Origin of the sequence: Pseudoduganella namucuonensis (assembly GCF_900116645.1) — a bacterium.
In the GTDB taxonomy this organism is placed as follows: Bacteria; Pseudomonadota; Gammaproteobacteria; order Burkholderiales; family Burkholderiaceae_D; genus Rugamonas; species Rugamonas namucuonensis.
On sequence record NZ_FPBO01000001.1, the window covers coordinates 408,722 to 423,183 of the forward strand.

15 protein-coding genes are annotated in these 14,462 nt (G+C 63.6%); 11 read left to right on the forward strand and 4 right to left on the reverse strand.

Translation table 11 applies throughout. The annotated features are described in order from the left end of the window. Positions 1 to 96: 96 nt before the first annotated feature. From BM436_RS01800 to BM436_RS01845, 10 genes are all read left to right on the forward strand, one after another. A complete protein-coding gene (locus tag BM436_RS01800; protein ID WP_093552838.1) occupies positions 97 to 987 on the forward strand; it encodes a LysR substrate-binding domain-containing protein in 891 nt (296 codons plus the stop codon). Between the two features lie 114 nt (positions 988 to 1,101). After that, positions 1,102 to 2,517 (forward strand): aspartate ammonia-lyase, encoded by a 1,416-nt coding sequence (locus BM436_RS01805; RefSeq protein ID WP_093552840.1) that lies wholly within the window; start codon positions 1,102 to 1,104, stop codon positions 2,515 to 2,517. 36 nt (positions 2,518 to 2,553) lie between these two features. Continuing rightward, on the forward strand, positions 2,554 to 3,549 hold the full coding sequence (locus BM436_RS01810) for a porin (RefSeq protein ID WP_093552842.1): 996 nt from the start codon (positions 2,554 to 2,556) through the stop codon (positions 3,547 to 3,549). Positions 3,550 to 3,958: 409 nt separating this feature from the next. After that, positions 3,959 to 4,234: a hypothetical protein gene (locus BM436_RS01815; RefSeq protein WP_143132887.1), complete on the forward strand. Its 276-nt coding sequence runs from the start codon at positions 3,959 to 3,961 to the stop codon at positions 4,232 to 4,234. Between the two features lie 73 nt (positions 4,235 to 4,307). Then, complete coding sequence (locus tag BM436_RS01820) at positions 4,308 to 4,889, forward strand: hypothetical protein (RefSeq protein ID WP_093552846.1); 582 nt, start codon at positions 4,308 to 4,310, stop codon at positions 4,887 to 4,889. Positions 4,890 to 5,891: 1,002 nt separating this feature from the next. Further along, a complete protein-coding gene (locus tag BM436_RS01825; protein WP_093552848.1) occupies positions 5,892 to 6,179 on the forward strand; it encodes a DUF2695 domain-containing protein in 288 nt (95 codons plus the stop codon). 78 nt (positions 6,180 to 6,257) lie between these two features. Further along, the gene (locus BM436_RS01830; RefSeq protein WP_093552850.1) at positions 6,258 to 6,686 is read left to right on the forward strand and encodes a GNAT family acetyltransferase; all 429 of its coding nucleotides are present in this window, start codon (positions 6,258 to 6,260) and stop codon (positions 6,684 to 6,686) included. Positions 6,687 to 6,756: 70 nt separating this feature from the next. After that, entirely contained in the window at positions 6,757 to 7,191 is a 435-nt protein-coding gene (locus BM436_RS01835; protein WP_093552852.1) for a VOC family protein, read from the forward strand. 265 nt (positions 7,192 to 7,456) lie between these two features. Further along, positions 7,457 to 7,735: a type II toxin-antitoxin system RelE/ParE family toxin gene (locus tag BM436_RS01840; protein ID WP_093552854.1), complete on the forward strand. Its 279-nt coding sequence runs from the start codon at positions 7,457 to 7,459 to the stop codon at positions 7,733 to 7,735. Next, positions 7,735 to 8,028 (forward strand): HigA family addiction module antitoxin, encoded by a 294-nt coding sequence (locus BM436_RS01845; protein ID WP_093552856.1) that lies wholly within the window; start codon positions 7,735 to 7,737, stop codon positions 8,026 to 8,028. The genes BM436_RS01840 and BM436_RS01845 overlap by 1 nt, the downstream gene beginning before the upstream one ends. A gap of 309 nt (positions 8,029 to 8,337) precedes the next feature. Here BM436_RS01845 and BM436_RS01850 read toward each other — a convergent pair whose 3' ends face one another. From BM436_RS01850 to BM436_RS01865, 4 genes are all read right to left on the reverse strand, one after another. Then, positions 8,338 to 9,219 carry an amino acid ABC transporter substrate-binding protein gene (locus tag BM436_RS01850; protein WP_093552858.1) on the reverse strand — a complete coding sequence of 294 codons (882 nt, stop codon included), beginning with the start codon at positions 9,217 to 9,219 and terminating at the stop codon, positions 8,338 to 8,340. Between the two features lie 63 nt (positions 9,220 to 9,282). Further along, complete coding sequence (locus BM436_RS01855) at positions 9,283 to 10,596, reverse strand: dicarboxylate/amino acid:cation symporter (protein ID WP_093552860.1); 1,314 nt, start codon at positions 10,594 to 10,596, stop codon at positions 9,283 to 9,285. 158 nt (positions 10,597 to 10,754) lie between these two features. Beyond that, on the reverse strand, positions 10,755 to 11,459 hold the full coding sequence (locus BM436_RS01860) for a TetR/AcrR family transcriptional regulator (protein WP_093552862.1): 705 nt from the start codon (positions 11,457 to 11,459) through the stop codon (positions 10,755 to 10,757). Between the two features lie 11 nt (positions 11,460 to 11,470). Then, positions 11,471 to 12,940 carry an aminotransferase-like domain-containing protein gene (locus tag BM436_RS01865; protein ID WP_093552864.1) on the reverse strand — a complete coding sequence of 490 codons (1,470 nt, stop codon included), beginning with the start codon at positions 12,938 to 12,940 and terminating at the stop codon, positions 11,471 to 11,473. A 162-nt stretch (positions 12,941 to 13,102) separates the two neighbouring features. Here BM436_RS01865 and aptA point away from each other — a divergent pair, with 162 nt between their 5' ends. After that, positions 13,103 to 14,419, forward strand: a complete 1,317-nt coding sequence (gene aptA / locus BM436_RS01870; protein WP_093552866.1) for an omega-aminotransferase AptA — start codon at positions 13,103 to 13,105, stop codon at positions 14,417 to 14,419. Positions 14,420 to 14,462: the final 43 nt, after the last annotated feature.

Below are 14,462 nucleotides of genomic sequence, written 5' to 3' on the forward strand. Positions count from 1 at the left end.
GATTATGCAAGTTTGTGATGGCTTCATGCTTTTACGGCATAAACCCCGGCGCGGCGCGGCCCTACAATACGCGTCGGCACTATGGAGAGCGGACCGATGGACATCAAATGGCTGGAAGATTTCTTGAGCCTGGCGCAGACGCGCAATTTCTCGCGCTCGGCCGAGGACCGCAGCGTGACGCAGTCGGCCCTGAGCCGGCGCATCCAGTCGCTCGAGGCCTGGGTGGGCGCGGACCTGGTGGACCGCAGCACCTATCCGCTGGTGCTCACGCCGGCCGGCAAGATGTTCAGCGTGGCCGCCACCGAGGCGATGCGGCTGCTGAACGACACGCGCGCCGTGCTGCGCGTGCAGGAAACCAGCGACCAGGTGCTGCGCGTGTCCGCCGGCCACGCCCTGGCGCTGAACTTCTTCCCCAACTGGCTGAACTCGGCGCAGGCGCGGCACGGGCCGCTGCGCGCCCGCATCTTGCCGGCCAACATCCACGATTCCGTGCTGTCGCTGGTGGAGGGCAATTGCGACCTGCTGTTGTGCTACCACCACGCCGAGCTGCCCATCGAGCTGGACCCGAAGCGTTTCGAATACCTGCACCTGGGCGACGAGACGGTGATGCCGGTGTCGGTGCCCAACCGGGCCGGCTCGCCCGCCTACTGCCTGCCCGGCGGCAAGGCCGCGCCCCTGCCTTACCTGGCCTACACGGCCACCTCCTACTTCGGCCGCGTGGTGCAGCGCATCCAGACCCGCGCCGGCCAGCCGGGCTGCCTGCAAAACTGCTACGAGAGCGACCTGGCCGAGCTGCTGAAGACCATGGCCCTGTCCGGGCACGGCCTGGCCTGGCTGCCGGAGAGCTGCATCGCGCGCGAGCTGGCCGAGGGCAAGCTGGTGCGCGCCGGCGGCGACCAGTGGACCATGCGACTGGAAATCCGCCTGTTCCGCGCCATCGACCGGCGCAAGCCCATGCTGGACGAGTTGTGGGCCAAGCTGGGATAGCGGGGCATTCCCGGCCGGCATCAATCTATGTCCGATCGGAATAGTTAGGGCGGGGCCCGTCCCTAGAATGAGTTCGTCGATTTCCCGACGCGTGCCATTCTAAAAGGACCCAGCATGTCATCCACCGAACACCGCACCGAGCGCGACCTTCTCGGCGAACGCGCCATACCGCAACAGGCCTACTACGGCATCCACACGCTGCGCGCCGTGGAAAACTTCCCCATCAGCGGCACGCCCATCGGCCGCAACGCCGACCTGGTCGCGGCGCTGGCCACCGTCAAGCAGGCGGCGGCAGTCGCCAACCGCCAGCTCGGCCTGCTCGAGCCGGAGCTGGCGGACGCCATCATCGCCGCCTGCCAGGAGATCCGCGACGGCCGGCTGCACGGCGAGTTCGTGGTGGACATGATCCAGGGCGGCGCGGGAACGTCCACCAACATGAACGCCAACGAGGTCATCGCCAACCGCGCGCTTGAGCTGCTGGGACAGCCGCGCGGCGCCTACAAGGTGCTGCATCCCAACGAGCACGTCAACCTCGGCCAGAGCACCAACGACGTGTACCCGACCGCGCTGCGGCTGGCCGCCCACGCCGGCGCGCTCCGCCTGCTGGCCGCCATGGAACAGTTGCGCCGCTCGTTCGGCGCCAAGGCCGACGAGTTCGCCGACGTGCTGAAGATGGGCCGCACCCAGCTGCAGGACGCGGTGCCGATGACCTTGGGCCAGGAGTTCCGCACCTACGCCGTGATGCTGGCGGACGACCAGGCCAGGCTGGCCGAGGCGGCCGCGCTGCTGGGCGAGATCAACCTGGGTGCGACCGCCATCGGCACCGGCATCAACAGCCATCCCGAGTACGCGCGGCTGGTGTGCGAGGCCTTGTCCCAACTGAGCGGCGTGGCGCTGACCACGGCGCCGGACCTGATCGCCGCCACGCAGGACGTGGGCGCCTTCGTCCAGCTGTCCGGCGTGCTCAAGCGCGCGGCGCTCAAGCTGTCCAAGATTTGCAACGACCTGCGCCTGCTGTCCAGCGGCCCGCGCGCGGGGCTGGGCGAAATCAGCCTGCCGTCCATGCAGGCCGGCTCCAGCATCATGCCCGGCAAGGTCAATCCGGTAATTCCCGAAGTGGTGAACCAGATCGCCTTCGAGGTGCTGGGCAACGACGTGACCATCAGCTTCGCCGCCGAGGGCGGACAGCTGCAACTGAACGCCTTCGAACCCATCATCGCCTACGCGCTGTTCAACAGCATCGCCCACCTGGACGCCGGTTGCCGCGTGCTGGCCAGCCGCTGCGTGGACGGCATCGTCGCCAACGTCGACCACCTGCAGGCGCAGGTCGACAACTCGATCGGCCTGGTCACGGCGCTCAACCCCTTCATCGGCTACGAGGCCGCCACCCGGCTGGCGCAGGACGCGCTGGCCAGCGGACGCGGCGTGCGCCAGCTGGTGCTGGAGCGCGATCTGCTCAGCCCGGCGGAGTTGGACCGGGTACTGCAGCCCGCCAGCCTGACGCAGCCGCGGCCGGTCGCCGCCGTTTGAGTTTTTTGCCGCCCCCATAATAATCAGGAGATTAAGATGAAGTCCCCCATCATCGCCGCGGCCCTGCTGGCCGGCGCCATCCCGTTCGTCCATGCGCAATCGAGCGTCGTCCTGTACGGCGTCGCCGACGCGGGTCTTGTGTACGAAAGCGGCGGCAGCGCCGGACACGTCAACGCGGTCAGCAGCGGCGTCGCCTCGGGCAACCGCATCGGCTTCAAGGGAAAAGAGGACCTGGGCGGCGGCATGGCCGCCTTCTTCCAGCTTGAGAACGGCTACAACATCGACACCGGAACGGCGGGGCAGGGCGGCTTGCTGTTCGGACGGCAAGCCTTCGTGGGCCTGTCCGGCGCGGCCGGCGCGGTGTCTCTGGGGCGACAGTATTCGCCGTACTACAAGGTGATGCGCGACGTGGTCGACCCGTTCGGCATCGGCTTGGCGGGCAATTCGCTCAACATCATGGTGGGCAATACGCGGGTGGACAACATGGTGGAGTACCAGAGTCCGCGCTACCTGGGCTGGTCGGTTGATGTCGCCTATGGGGCGGGCGAGGCGCCCGGTAATGGCGCGCGCAATCGCAGCCTGGGCACGGGGCTGGCCTATACGCAGGGCCGCTTCGGCGCCCACCTGGTGCACCATCGGCGCGAGAACGCCACCGCCAGCGACCACGCCAGCAACACGCTGCTGGCCGTGAAGTACGACTTCGGCGTGGTTGTCGCCAGCCTGGCGCACGCACGCAACCAGGGCCTGGCCGGCGCCGACAGCCGCGACACGCTGCTGGGGCTGACCGTGCCGCTGGGCGGCGCGCACAAGGTGCTCGCCTCGGTGATCGTGCACCGCGACGGCGCACCCGCCGCGCGCGATGCGCGGCAATGGGCTGCGGCCTATCTGTACGGCCTGTCCAAGCGCACAGACCTGTATGCAGCCTACGGCCACATCGATAACAGTAACGGCGCCGCCTTCCGCGTTGGCAACGCCACCGATGCTGGGTCGGGTGACACCGCCTTCAATCTGGGCGTGCGACATACCTTCTAAAAAAACGGCCCGCACGGGTGTTGCCGTTGAGGTCTTTTTTCATGACTTAAATGGCATAGCGCTCAGGTTTTCTTGACGGCCCGATCGTGCTGATGATCGGGCCATTCCTTATTTAGCGGGACAAAGCGCCGGTCATGCAAACGCTGAGGGACTGCGGCCAGCATGCCAACTCCCCGGTGTGAATGTTGTCGCGCTTGATCGGATTCTGTCCTGCACTTCGTCCAGCAGCGTTGGTTTTGCTTCGGCTATGCCATCTCCAAGGTGCTGTTGGTCCTTAGGATTCGGGTGTGCTAAAGTGCGGTAACTCTTTGATAATGAAATAAAGGCACTGGTCCTCCATGCGGAATCTCAAGACTTGGTCGGGAGAAGAGGTGGCGATTCGGGTGTCTACTTTACGTTGGGCCCTTCAATGAGCATTAACGAAGAACGAGCAATCTCAGTGGCTAGGAACTTTGCTGAAGCAGCGTACCTGGACTCGAAGTTTCAACTTCGCATCGGTGACGCGAGTGCTCGTTTCGAAAATGGTGGCTTCGGGCACGATGTTTTGGGCCTCGGCGTTGCTTACTGGTCGGTACTGTTCGATCTCGTCTCGCTTGACGAAAATGTTGCGGTGATAAACCCAGACCACGTCATCGTTTTGGTAGACGCAGAAACTGAAAGGACCGTATGGTTCCCCGCAATGTAAAGCCCAACCTTTCATTCCAGCGAATCGCCTGCGGCGCCCGCTGAATTCTCACGTTGGGCGGACTGGGCGCACCATGACGCACGATACGAACGAAGTGCTCCACGCCGAGGCGGACGAATTGCTTCGGTCGGGCCTGTCGGACGCGCTTTCGCGCTATGGCGAAGCGTACCCGGTCGGGAGCTACGCGTTGGGCCTGATGACGTGGCGAGACCTCGACATTCACGTTGTCCGAGAGACCCCTGACTTAGAAGCGTTCTTTGCTCTTGGCGCGCGGATATCGTCGATCCTTAAGCCGCATCGCATGCATTTTCGTGACGAAAGGATCGTTGCGACCAAGGGATTGCCTCGTGGTTTGTATTGGGGCGTTTACCTCGGAGATGAACGCGCCGGTGCGTGGAAGATCGATGTTTGGGCCACCGACCGCACCGGGTTTGATTCGTCGCGTGAGTTTGCAGAGCGGATAGCGGCGCGGTTGGATCCCGAGACCCGAGAAGCGATCCTGCTGATAAAAAGGGGGTGCTGGCGGCACCCGGAGTATCGGCGTGGATTCGGCAGCGCGGACGTTTATGCTGCAGTGCTAGATCGCGGCATCCGCACTCCAGAGACTTTCTGGACAGACCTGCAAAGCGCGAAGGGCATACGCGCTTCGGAATAGGACGGCCGCCCAACTGATATGTGTTGACCTGTCAATCGTTGTTTGATGTTTTCATACAGCGTGTAGGTAGCAGAACGGAGCCGCTTTCCGACGGTTGATCAGTCTGATATGCGCGGGTTGGGTACCGCATGACAACCGATTCGTCGGGGAGCTGCCTCGCTCTAAGGTCGAGGATCATGTCGTTGCAGCTGACGAGCTTGTCGGTCGGCCTTTGGCCTCCCTCTGGCGCTCTCAGCTGAACGCCGGTACGTTGACGTCTGGTCTACCGCTGAACGCTGGTCGTTGCTCAGAGCTTGGCGTAGCCGGTGGTAAATCTTGCTCTGCGGCTTCGAAAATGTCTTGGCCTGTGGTATCTTTCTTAGCAATGGTTTCGGTTGGCGTTTTGCCCCAGGCATGCGAGTTTCGCGGCTCCCGCCCCTTTCCTCTACCGTGGCGGCATTTTGTGTCCGGTCTCGCTTCGCTCTTGGTGGCGCCGCACTTGGCCTTGGCGTTCGGGCTCAGGTTCACTTTTGGGCAGCGGTGGTTCCGTGCCAACCCAGCATTCGAACGGACTTGCCGGAAACTACGCGGTCCAAGTTTTAATTTCCGGGCGGCCAGCCGCTCACTTTGCACGTTGGGCATATGAGACCGGTCCGCATACGCACGGGTGTCGAAGAGGGACGGTGGCTTGTACGTGCGCTTGCTGCGCTTGCGTTGGTGCCAGCCGGCTTCGCCATCTATGAGTGGTTTTCTCCTTCGGCCCCTCCATTCAAAGGGCGTTTGGCGTGGTTGGTTGAAGGCGTTTTTGCTTTGGCTGGTTCGACAGGCATTGCCTTCCTTTGGGCGATGGCAGCGTTAACGCTGGTGGTAGCCGCAAGGTTTGTATGGCGCCGCACCCCAAAGGGGCCGACCGACAGTTGGCTATGCTAGAAGCCTGGCTGCCCAACCTCGCATTCCACCGGACCCGCGCAAAAACCGCGCGGCCCGGCGAAACTCACGTTGGGACGGGTAAAAATAGCTCGTATGGATAATGCAGACCGCAATCGCAAGCGTGCTTGGAAAAACGAACAGCGGACTTTGGCACGCTCGGCATTTCCACTTCCAAGTGAAGCGCTGGAGCAGCTTTTTACCGCATTAGATTCCTCCTTGGAACAGAGTGGCTGCGACCACACGTTACGCTTCACCGACCAGTGGCTGGCCGCGAATGTCTCCGACCGTGAACCGACGATTGCTTGGCTCAAGAGTCATGGTGGGTTTTGTGATTGTGAAGTGATCGCCAACGTCTGTGATCACTGGGCGCAAAATCGATGAACGCTAAGCTTTTACGGTCCAACCAAGCATTGCAGCCGACGCCTACGGCGCGGCTGAATTTTTCCCGTTAGGCCCTCTATGCTTGTACGTCCCTACGAAGAATCTGATCAGTCGAGAGTGATCGCGCTCTGGCGTGATTGCGGCCTTACACGTCCATGGAACGACCCCTCCAAAGACATTGCCAGAAAGCTGAATGTCCAGCGAGAGTTGTTCTTGGTCGGAGTCGTTGAAGGCAGGCTCGTAGCCACGGCCATGGCGGGTTTCGACGGCCATCGCGGCTGGATCAACTATCTCGCGGTAGCTCCCGACCACCGAGCCCAGGGCCACGCTTCAGCGTTGATGAGCCACATAGAAGCGCTGTTGGTCGAAGCTGGCTGCCCCAAGATCAACCTTCAGGTCCGGTCTTCAAACGCGGAAGCGATAGAGTTCTATCGCCGCATAGGCTATGCACAAGACGATGTTGTGAGCTATGGCAAGCGTCTTATTCCCGATACTCCAGCGGCCTAACCGATCCATCAAGCGGACGGCCACATGCGGCAAATACAAGCACCAGCGGTGAAGTGAGGAGAGGAAATATATGACGCTCAAACGGATGGACAACGTCCTCATCGTCGTAGACGATCTCGAAGCCGTCAAGGCTTTCTTCATCGAACTGGGCCTCACGCTCGAGGGTGAAACGACAGTCGAAGGGCCTTTGATCGGCAAACTGGTCGGGCTCGAGCGTGTCCGCTCCACCATCGCGATGATGCGGACTCCCGATGGGCAGGGTATTGAGCTGGACAAGTTCCACACGCCCAACGCGATCAGGTATGGTCCTGTGGACGCACCGGTGAACACGCTGGGCTTCCGTCGCGTCATGTTCTCCGTTGAAGACATCGACGCTGTCGTTGCGCGCATGCGCGCTCATGGGGCCGAGCTTATTGGCGAAATGCAGTACGGGACCACGTACCGCCTGGCCTACATCCGCGGGCCTGAAGGCATCATTGTCGCGCTTGCCGAGCAGCTCGGCTGATGCGTGCCTCGCATATAACAGGTTCTAGTTCGTGTGATGCTCGGATGGCGAACCTACGATGAGGGAGGCTTTGCTGCGTTCATGTGCGCGTGGGGGCCTCTGTCCTTCCCGCGATTGTTGTCAGTCGCCGAATCCTGCGAGCGGGAGGGATCAATCCGGATGCGTAGCTCGAACTTTCCTTTCCGAGGCCGCCTTCGGAGCCTGTCACTGGATTTGATCGCTTAGTTCGCTTGTTGCGTGATGCGCAACATGCTACAGTGATTGCATGATCAAATCGTTTCGACACAAAGGTTTGCGGCGACTTTTTGAAACGGGCAACTCCTCAGGTGTGCAAGCCAGTCATGCCAAACGGTTGCGGATGCAACTGGCGGCTTTGGATACCGCCCAAACCATCGAGGATATGGACATTCCAGGGTTTCGTCTTCACGCGCTCAAAGGCGAGATGTACGGGCGGTGGTCCATTGCTGTCAACGGTAACTGGCGGATTACATTTGAGTTCCTTGATGGTGACGCCTACGTCTTGGACTATGAGGACTATCACTAATGACTATGCACAACCCTCCCCATCCCGGTGAGTTCATCACCGAGATTTACTTGGAGCCCAACGGCGTCAGTGGGCGCGAGCTTGCGCACAAGCTTGATGTCGCGCCGTCGACGCTCAGCCGAGTCCTCAAGGGTTCCAGCCGCGTTACTCCAGAAATGGCGCTCCGGCTGTCCAAGGCGATTGGACGCTCCCCTGAGAGTTGGCTTGCAATGCAGGATGCACATGACCTGTGGATCGCTCGCCAGCAGGTTAACCTCCGTGGGGTTGGCAAACTCAAACTTACCGCTACCTGACGATGAAGGTTCGATCGCGCGAGCAAGAGCGAACAACGATCTGAACCGTTTGTTGGTTGAGCCCGGCCCCCGAGCCTTGTGCGGGCGCGTGGTGCCGCCGTCGTTTTTTTGCAGAGCTGAAAAGGAGTCAAAGATGCCCTCTGAAATGCAAAAAATTCCACCCGACTTGCTTACCTCCTTGAAGCAAATGAAACGCGGCGAAGCTGCACGAACGGCCAAGGTCCAGCGTCCCGCAACTGCCGGAGCCGGAGCCCGTGTGAATTGTCCTGCCAGTGACATCCCTCAGGGCCGCTCTTCACGGCGTCGGAATCAGTAATTGGCCTGATTGTTCGGCGCCTTCAACAACTTCCTCAGCGTCTCGCCCATCGGGAACTTCAGCGTGGGAGTCACAAACCACTTCGCGTAGATCCGCTCGAATTCGCCGCTGGCGGCCAGGCCCGCCAAGGTCTGGTTGGCGATGGCGTGCAGCCGCGCGTCCTGCCTCCGCATCATGATGCCCAGCGGGTCGACCGAGATCGGCTCGCCCACCACCGCGTAGTCCTGCGGACGGGTGGACCTAGCGATGTACTGCGCGAACTGGATGTCGTCGCTGACAAAAGCGGCCACCCGCCCGGCCTCCAGCGCCTGGAAGCCCTCGGCGAAGTCCTTCACCCGCACGTACTGGATGTTCAGTCCCTTCTCCACATCGATTTTGCTCAGCAGCGGCGCCACGCTGGCCCCCTGGGCGATCGCCACGCGCTGCCCCTTCAGGCCGTCGATACCCTTGATGGGGGAGGCGGCCAGCGTCAGGATGCGGCTGGATGTGACGAAGATGGTGTTGGCGAAGGTCACCTGCGCCGAGCGCTCGCGGGTGTTGGTGGTGGAGCCGCATTCGAGGTCGATCTCGCCATCGAGCAGCTTCTGGATACGGTCGCTGGACTTGACCTCCACGTGGCGGACCTTGATGTCGGCCAGCCCCAGTTCCTTGCGCACGTTGTCGATGATGCGCGCGCACAGGTCCAGCGTGTAGCCGGCCGGGGTGCCCGCGCGGTCGCGCATGGAAAACGGCACGGACGCGGGCCGGTAGCCGACCGCGATGACACCGCTGGCCTTGATTTTCTGGAGGGTGCCGGCCGGCTCCTCGGCATGGGCGGCGGCAGCGGCCGCGATGCACAGGACGCAGGCCAACGATAGTTTGTTCAGTAAAGGCATGATGTACTCCGGACGTGAAAACGCCGGCGGGGACGGCCCGGCCGGCGCGGGTGGATGCGGGAATTAGCGGGCGGCCATCGATGCGGCCACCGACGCGCCCACCGGCAGCGCGCCGACGTCCGCGGTGTCGGCCGCGCCTTCAGCCGCGCCGCCGGCCTGGCCCTCCCACTTGGCCACGACGGCCGTGGCGACGCCGTTGCCCAGCACATTGGTGCCGGTGCGCGCCATGTCCAGGATCTGGTCTATGCCCATGATCAGCAGCAGCCCGGCCTCGGGCAGGCCGAACATGGGCAGCACGGCCGCCACCACCACCAGCGAGCCGCGCGGCACGCCGGCCATGCCCTTGCTGCTGACCATCAGCACCAGCAGCATGGTCAACTGCTGGCCCAGCGACATGTCGATGTTGTAGGCCTGGGCGATGAACAGCGCCGCGAAGGCCTGGTACATCATGGAGCCGTCCAGGTTGAACGAGTAACCCAGGGGCAGCACGAAGCCGGTGATCTTGCCGCTGACGCCGAACTTCTCCAGCTGTTCCATCAGCTTGGGATAGGCGGACTCGCTGCTGGCCGTGGAGAAGCCCAGCATGATCGGCTCGCGCAGCAGCTTCACCAGCGTGAACACGCGCGGCCCCAGGAACGCGAAGCCGGCCGCGATGAGCACCGCCCACAGCGCCGCGATGGCAAGGAAGAAGCTGCCCAGCAGCTTGCCGTAGGTGGCCAGTGCGTCGAAGCCCTGCACCGTGATGGCCGACGCCACGGCGGCGAACACGCCCACCGGCGCGAAGCGCATCACATAGCCCGTCAGCGTGAGCATGATGTGGGCCACCTCGTCGGTCAGCTTGATCACCGTGACGGCGCCGCCCGGGCGCGCCGCAGCCACCGCGCAGCCGAAGAACAGCGAGAACACCAGGATTTGCAGGATGGCGTTGGTGGCCATCGCCTCGAAGAAGCTTTTCGGCACCAGGTGGGTGATGAAGTCCTTGAGGCTGAAGCTGGCGGTGGCCAGCTTGGTCGCCGCGCCCACTTCCGGCAGCGGCAGCCCGAGGGACTGGCCCGGCTGCAGCAGGTTGGAGAACAACAGTCCCAGCGACAGCGAGATGAAGGACGCGGTGACGAACCAGGCGAAGGCCTTCAGGCCGATGCGGCCCAGCGCCTTGCCGTCGCTCATGCCGGCGATGCCCGACACCAGCGTCGCGAACACCAGCGGCGCGATGATCATCTTGATCAGCCGCAGGAAGATGTCGGTGACGAGGTTGAAATAGCCGGCGATCTCCTTGGCGGCGGCGGGCGAGGCGGCTTGGCCGTGGCAGGCGGCGCCCACCGCGATCCCCAGGACCATGCCGGCCATGATCCAGGTGGTTAGTTTGATGCTTCTCATGCTGACTCCTCCAGTGAACGACTTGATTGGATTTTTCTTGTTCAATCCCCTTTAGGGGAAGTCTGGAGTGTAGGCGGGCGAGGCGCGGCATCCATGCGGCTTCGGCATACAACTATTCCGAAAGCGCATGGACCGGGGAAGGGCGGTTCGCGGCGGGCCTACCGCGGTTCGGAGGGCAGGCTGATGGCGGCCATCACCATGCGCACGATGGTCTCCTCGCCGTCGTCGTAGTCCTTGCGGGTGAGCTGCTTGCGGCCCAGCACCAGCGCCATTTGCGCCGAGAAGTCGGCGTAGGACTGGGTCATGGCCCAGATCATGAAGATCAGGTGGGTGGCGTTGACGGGCGCGATGCGGCCGGCGGCGATCCATTTTTCGAACACGTCGATGTCCTTGCGCAGCAGCGGCACCACGCGGCGCTGGATCTGCTCCCCGTACAACTGCGCGCCGCTGATCACTTCCATCGCGTACACGCGCGAGGCCCACGGCTGCTCGCGCGAGAAGCGCAGCTTGGCCTGGATGTAAGCGCGCAGCACGTCGCGCGGATCGTGCACCTCGTCGGCCAGGCTTTCCATGCGCGCCAGCCATTCGTCCAGCACGTCGTCCAGCACGCGCTGGTACAGCGCCTGCTTGGTGGGGTAGTAGTACATGAGGTTTTGCTTGGACAGCCCGGCGCTCTCCGCGATGGCGGCGATGGACGTGCCCTCGTAGCCGCATTCGGCGAACACGCGCACCGCCACGGCGGCGATGTCGGCCTCCAGCCTGTCGCGGTTGAGGATGCGGCGCTGGCTGGACGAGGAGCGGGCGGGAGGCGGGGCGGCGTCCGGAACGGCTTTGAGCACGGTTTTTGGTTTGGCTGCTGGCATGGGAGGCCCTTTCAGCAAGGTCGGACGGATTGCAGGAACTGGCGCAGTTGCGGCCCGTCGCTGTAGGCCGCGTTGAAGCGGAACCAGATCGTGGGGCTGGGGCGCAGCATGAAGAATTCGTTGGGCGACAGCAGGATGCCGGACTTCAGCGCCAGGTCGGCGATGGCTTTGCCGTTGTGCTCCGGCGTGGGCGGGCAGTTCCAGCCGGCGCTGACGAACATGCCGCCGCGCGGCGTCGCCACCGGCGCCAGGCCGGCCGCGGCCAGGTTGTCCATGGTGCGCGCGCGTCCCGCCTCCAGCTGGCTGGCCAGCTTGTCCACCATGCGCCGGTAGGGGCGGGCGGTGATCGCGTGGAACACCGCGCGCTCGTTGATCTCTGAGGTGGTCAGCCCGGCCAGCATCTTCACGCGCAGCAGTTCCGGCAGCAGCGAGTTGGAGGCGGAGATGGAGCCCACCCGCAGCACCGGCGACAGCGTCTTGGAGAAGCTGCCCACGCGGATCACGCGCCGCAGGCCGTCCATGGCCGCCAGCGAGGCCTCGCCGCGCGGCGTCAGCTCGCGGTAGATGTCGTCCTCCACCAGCCAGAAGTCGAACTGCTCGGCCAGGGCCAGCAGGCGGTGCGCCTGCGCGTGCGTGAGCGAGGTGCCGAGCGGGTTTTGCAGCACGGTGTTCACGAACATCAGCTTGGGCTGCGCGGTTCTGGCCTGTTCGGCCAGCGCCTCCATGTCCAGCCCGTTCTCGCCGCGCGGGATGCCGACCGGCACGCAGCCGTGGTGGCGAATAAGAGAGAGCAGGTTGCTGTAGCCGGGGTCCTCCACCAGCACGGTGTCGCCCGGCTTGGTCAGCGTGCGCAGGATCAGGTCGAAGGCGTGGGTGGCGCCGTGCGTCAGCAGGATCTGTTCCGCCTCCACCGGATACAGCTCGTCGCTGAGCACGCTGGCCATGTGCTGGCGCAGCGACGGGAAGCCCAGCGGGTGGCCGTAGCCGCGCAGGCGGTTGGCGGGTATGCGCATGGCATGGCGCACGGCGTCCAGTATCGTGTCCTCGCCGTACCAGTCGGGCGGCAGCCAGCCGGCGCCCACCGGCAGCGCGTCCGAGGCGCCCGAGTACAGGTCGGGCGTGAGCGCGTCGATGACGGACGGGATGGCGTGCTGTGGCAGCGGCAGCAGCGTGGCGGGCACGTCCTGCCGGGCCACGAAATAGCCCGATCCGCGCCGCGAGGACAGCAAGCCCAGCGTCACCAGCCTGTCGTAGGACTCCACAACTGTAAAGGTGGACACGCCATTACACTTGGCGAACTGGCGCACCGAGGGCATCTTGGTGCCCACGCAGAGTTCGCGCCGCGCCACCATGCCGGTGATGGCGGCCACGATCTGGTCGACCAGCCCGCCCTTGCGCGCGCGCTCTATGGAAAGCAGCGGCCAGCCGGCGGCTTCGCCCTTGCCACAGTCTTGCTCCGTTGGAACGCCTAACTCATCCATTGCTTGATATTCCGCATAAAACTGTATCGTTTTTGTGACCAGTACGGTTGGCAGGTTTTGCTGATTGTGTATCTGTGCCATAGTTAATCCGCTGTCTATTATTGCATCATCATTTTGCCAACTGGTAAAGATTTTTACGGTCTGTAAAAAAAGGAGATGTGCATGAACGAAGCCAGACCAGCATCCATGTCCTCATTCTGGATGCCATTCACGAACAACCGCGACTACAAGGCCAACCCGCGTCTGCTGGTATCCGCCGAGGGCGTGTACTACAAGGACGTGGACGGCAACGCCATCCTGGACGGCACCGCCGGGCTGTGGTGCGTGCCGTGCGGCCACGCCCAGCCGAAAATCGTCGCCGCCGTGCGCGAGATGATCGGCCAACTCGATTTCGCGCCCACCTTCCAGATGGGCCATCCGGCCGCCTTCGACCTCGCCGAGAAGCTGATGGAGTACACCAACCACCGCTTCGGCCACGTGTTCTACACGAACTCCGGCTCCGAGGCGGTGGACACGGCGCTCAAGATCGCGCTGGCCTACCACAAGGCGCGCGGCGAGGCCGGCCGCACCCGCCTGATCGGCCGCGAGCGCGGCTACCACGGCGTGGGCTTCGGCGGCATCTCGGTGGGCGGCATCGCCGGCAACCGCAAGCCCTACGGCGCCATGCTGCCCGGCGTGGACCACCTGCCGCACACCCACAACCTGGAGAAGAACGCCTACACCCGCGGCGAGCCGGAACACGGCGCCAACCTGGCCGACGAGCTGGAACGCATCGTCGCCCTGCACGACGCCTCCACCATCGCCGCCGTGATCGTGGAACCGGTGGCCGGTTCCACCGGCGTGCTGATACCGCCCAAGGGCTACCTGAAGCGCCTGCGCGAGCTGTGCACCAAGCATGGCATCCTGCTGATCTTCGACGAGGTGATCACCGGCTTCGGCCGCCTCACGACGCCGTTCGCCACCGACTACTTCGACGTCGAACCGGACATGATGACCACCGCCAAGGGCCTCACCAACGGCGTGATCCCGATGGGCGCCGTGTTCTCCAAGGCCTTCATCCACGACGCCTTCATGGAGGCGCCACCGGGCATCGAACTGTTCCACGGCTACACCTATTCCGGCCACCCGGTCGCCTGCGCGGCGTCGCTGGCCACGCTGGAGGTGTTCAAGGAGCAGAACATCCTGGAGCACGCCCAGGGCATACAGGAATACTGGGCGGACGCGGTGCACTCGCTGAAAGGCCTGCCGCACGTGATCGACATCCGCAGCATCGGCCTGATCGCCGGCATCGAGCTGGCGCCCATCGAGGGCAAGCCCGGCGCGCGCGCGTTCAGCGCCTTCAAGAAGGCCTTCGCGGACGGCGTGTTGATACGCACCACCGGCGACATCATCGCGCTCTCGCCGCCGCTGGTGTTCGAGAAGAAGCACATCGATGAGTTGTTCGGCAAGTTGACCAAGGTACTGAGGAATCTCGACTGAAAACCTGAACCGAAGGGCTGGGGTCAGACCCCTAGCGGTCTGA

Coding starts and splice junctions, on each gene's coding strand:
- BM436_RS01800 (WP_093552838.1), top strand. CDS start 97: ATGGACATCAAATGGCTGGAAGATTTCTTGAGCCTGGCGCAGACGCGC.
- BM436_RS01805 (WP_093552840.1), top strand. CDS start 1,102: ATGTCATCCACCGAACACCGCACCGAGCGCGACCTTCTCGGCGAACGC.
- BM436_RS01810 (WP_093552842.1), top strand. CDS start 2,554: ATGAAGTCCCCCATCATCGCCGCGGCCCTGCTGGCCGGCGCCATCCCG.
- BM436_RS01815 (WP_143132887.1), top strand. CDS start 3,959: ATGAGCATTAACGAAGAACGAGCAATCTCAGTGGCTAGGAACTTTGCT.
- BM436_RS01820 (WP_093552846.1), top strand. CDS start 4,308: ATGACGCACGATACGAACGAAGTGCTCCACGCCGAGGCGGACGAATTG.
- BM436_RS01825 (WP_093552848.1), top strand. CDS start 5,892: ATGGATAATGCAGACCGCAATCGCAAGCGTGCTTGGAAAAACGAACAG.
- BM436_RS01830 (WP_093552850.1), top strand. CDS start 6,258: ATGCTTGTACGTCCCTACGAAGAATCTGATCAGTCGAGAGTGATCGCG.
- BM436_RS01835 (WP_093552852.1), top strand. CDS start 6,757: ATGACGCTCAAACGGATGGACAACGTCCTCATCGTCGTAGACGATCTC.
- BM436_RS01840 (WP_093552854.1), top strand. CDS start 7,457: ATGATCAAATCGTTTCGACACAAAGGTTTGCGGCGACTTTTTGAAACG.
- BM436_RS01845 (WP_093552856.1), top strand. CDS start 7,735: ATGACTATGCACAACCCTCCCCATCCCGGTGAGTTCATCACCGAGATT.
- BM436_RS01850 (WP_093552858.1), bottom strand. CDS start 9,219: ATGCCTTTACTGAACAAACTATCGTTGGCCTGCGTCCTGTGCATCGCG.
- BM436_RS01855 (WP_093552860.1), bottom strand. CDS start 10,596: ATGAGAAGCATCAAACTAACCACCTGGATCATGGCCGGCATGGTCCTG.
- BM436_RS01860 (WP_093552862.1), bottom strand. CDS start 11,459: ATGCCAGCAGCCAAACCAAAAACCGTGCTCAAAGCCGTTCCGGACGCC.
- BM436_RS01865 (WP_093552864.1), bottom strand. CDS start 12,940: ATGGATGAGTTAGGCGTTCCAACGGAGCAAGACTGTGGCAAGGGCGAA.
- aptA (WP_093552866.1), top strand. CDS start 13,103: ATGAACGAAGCCAGACCAGCATCCATGTCCTCATTCTGGATGCCATTC.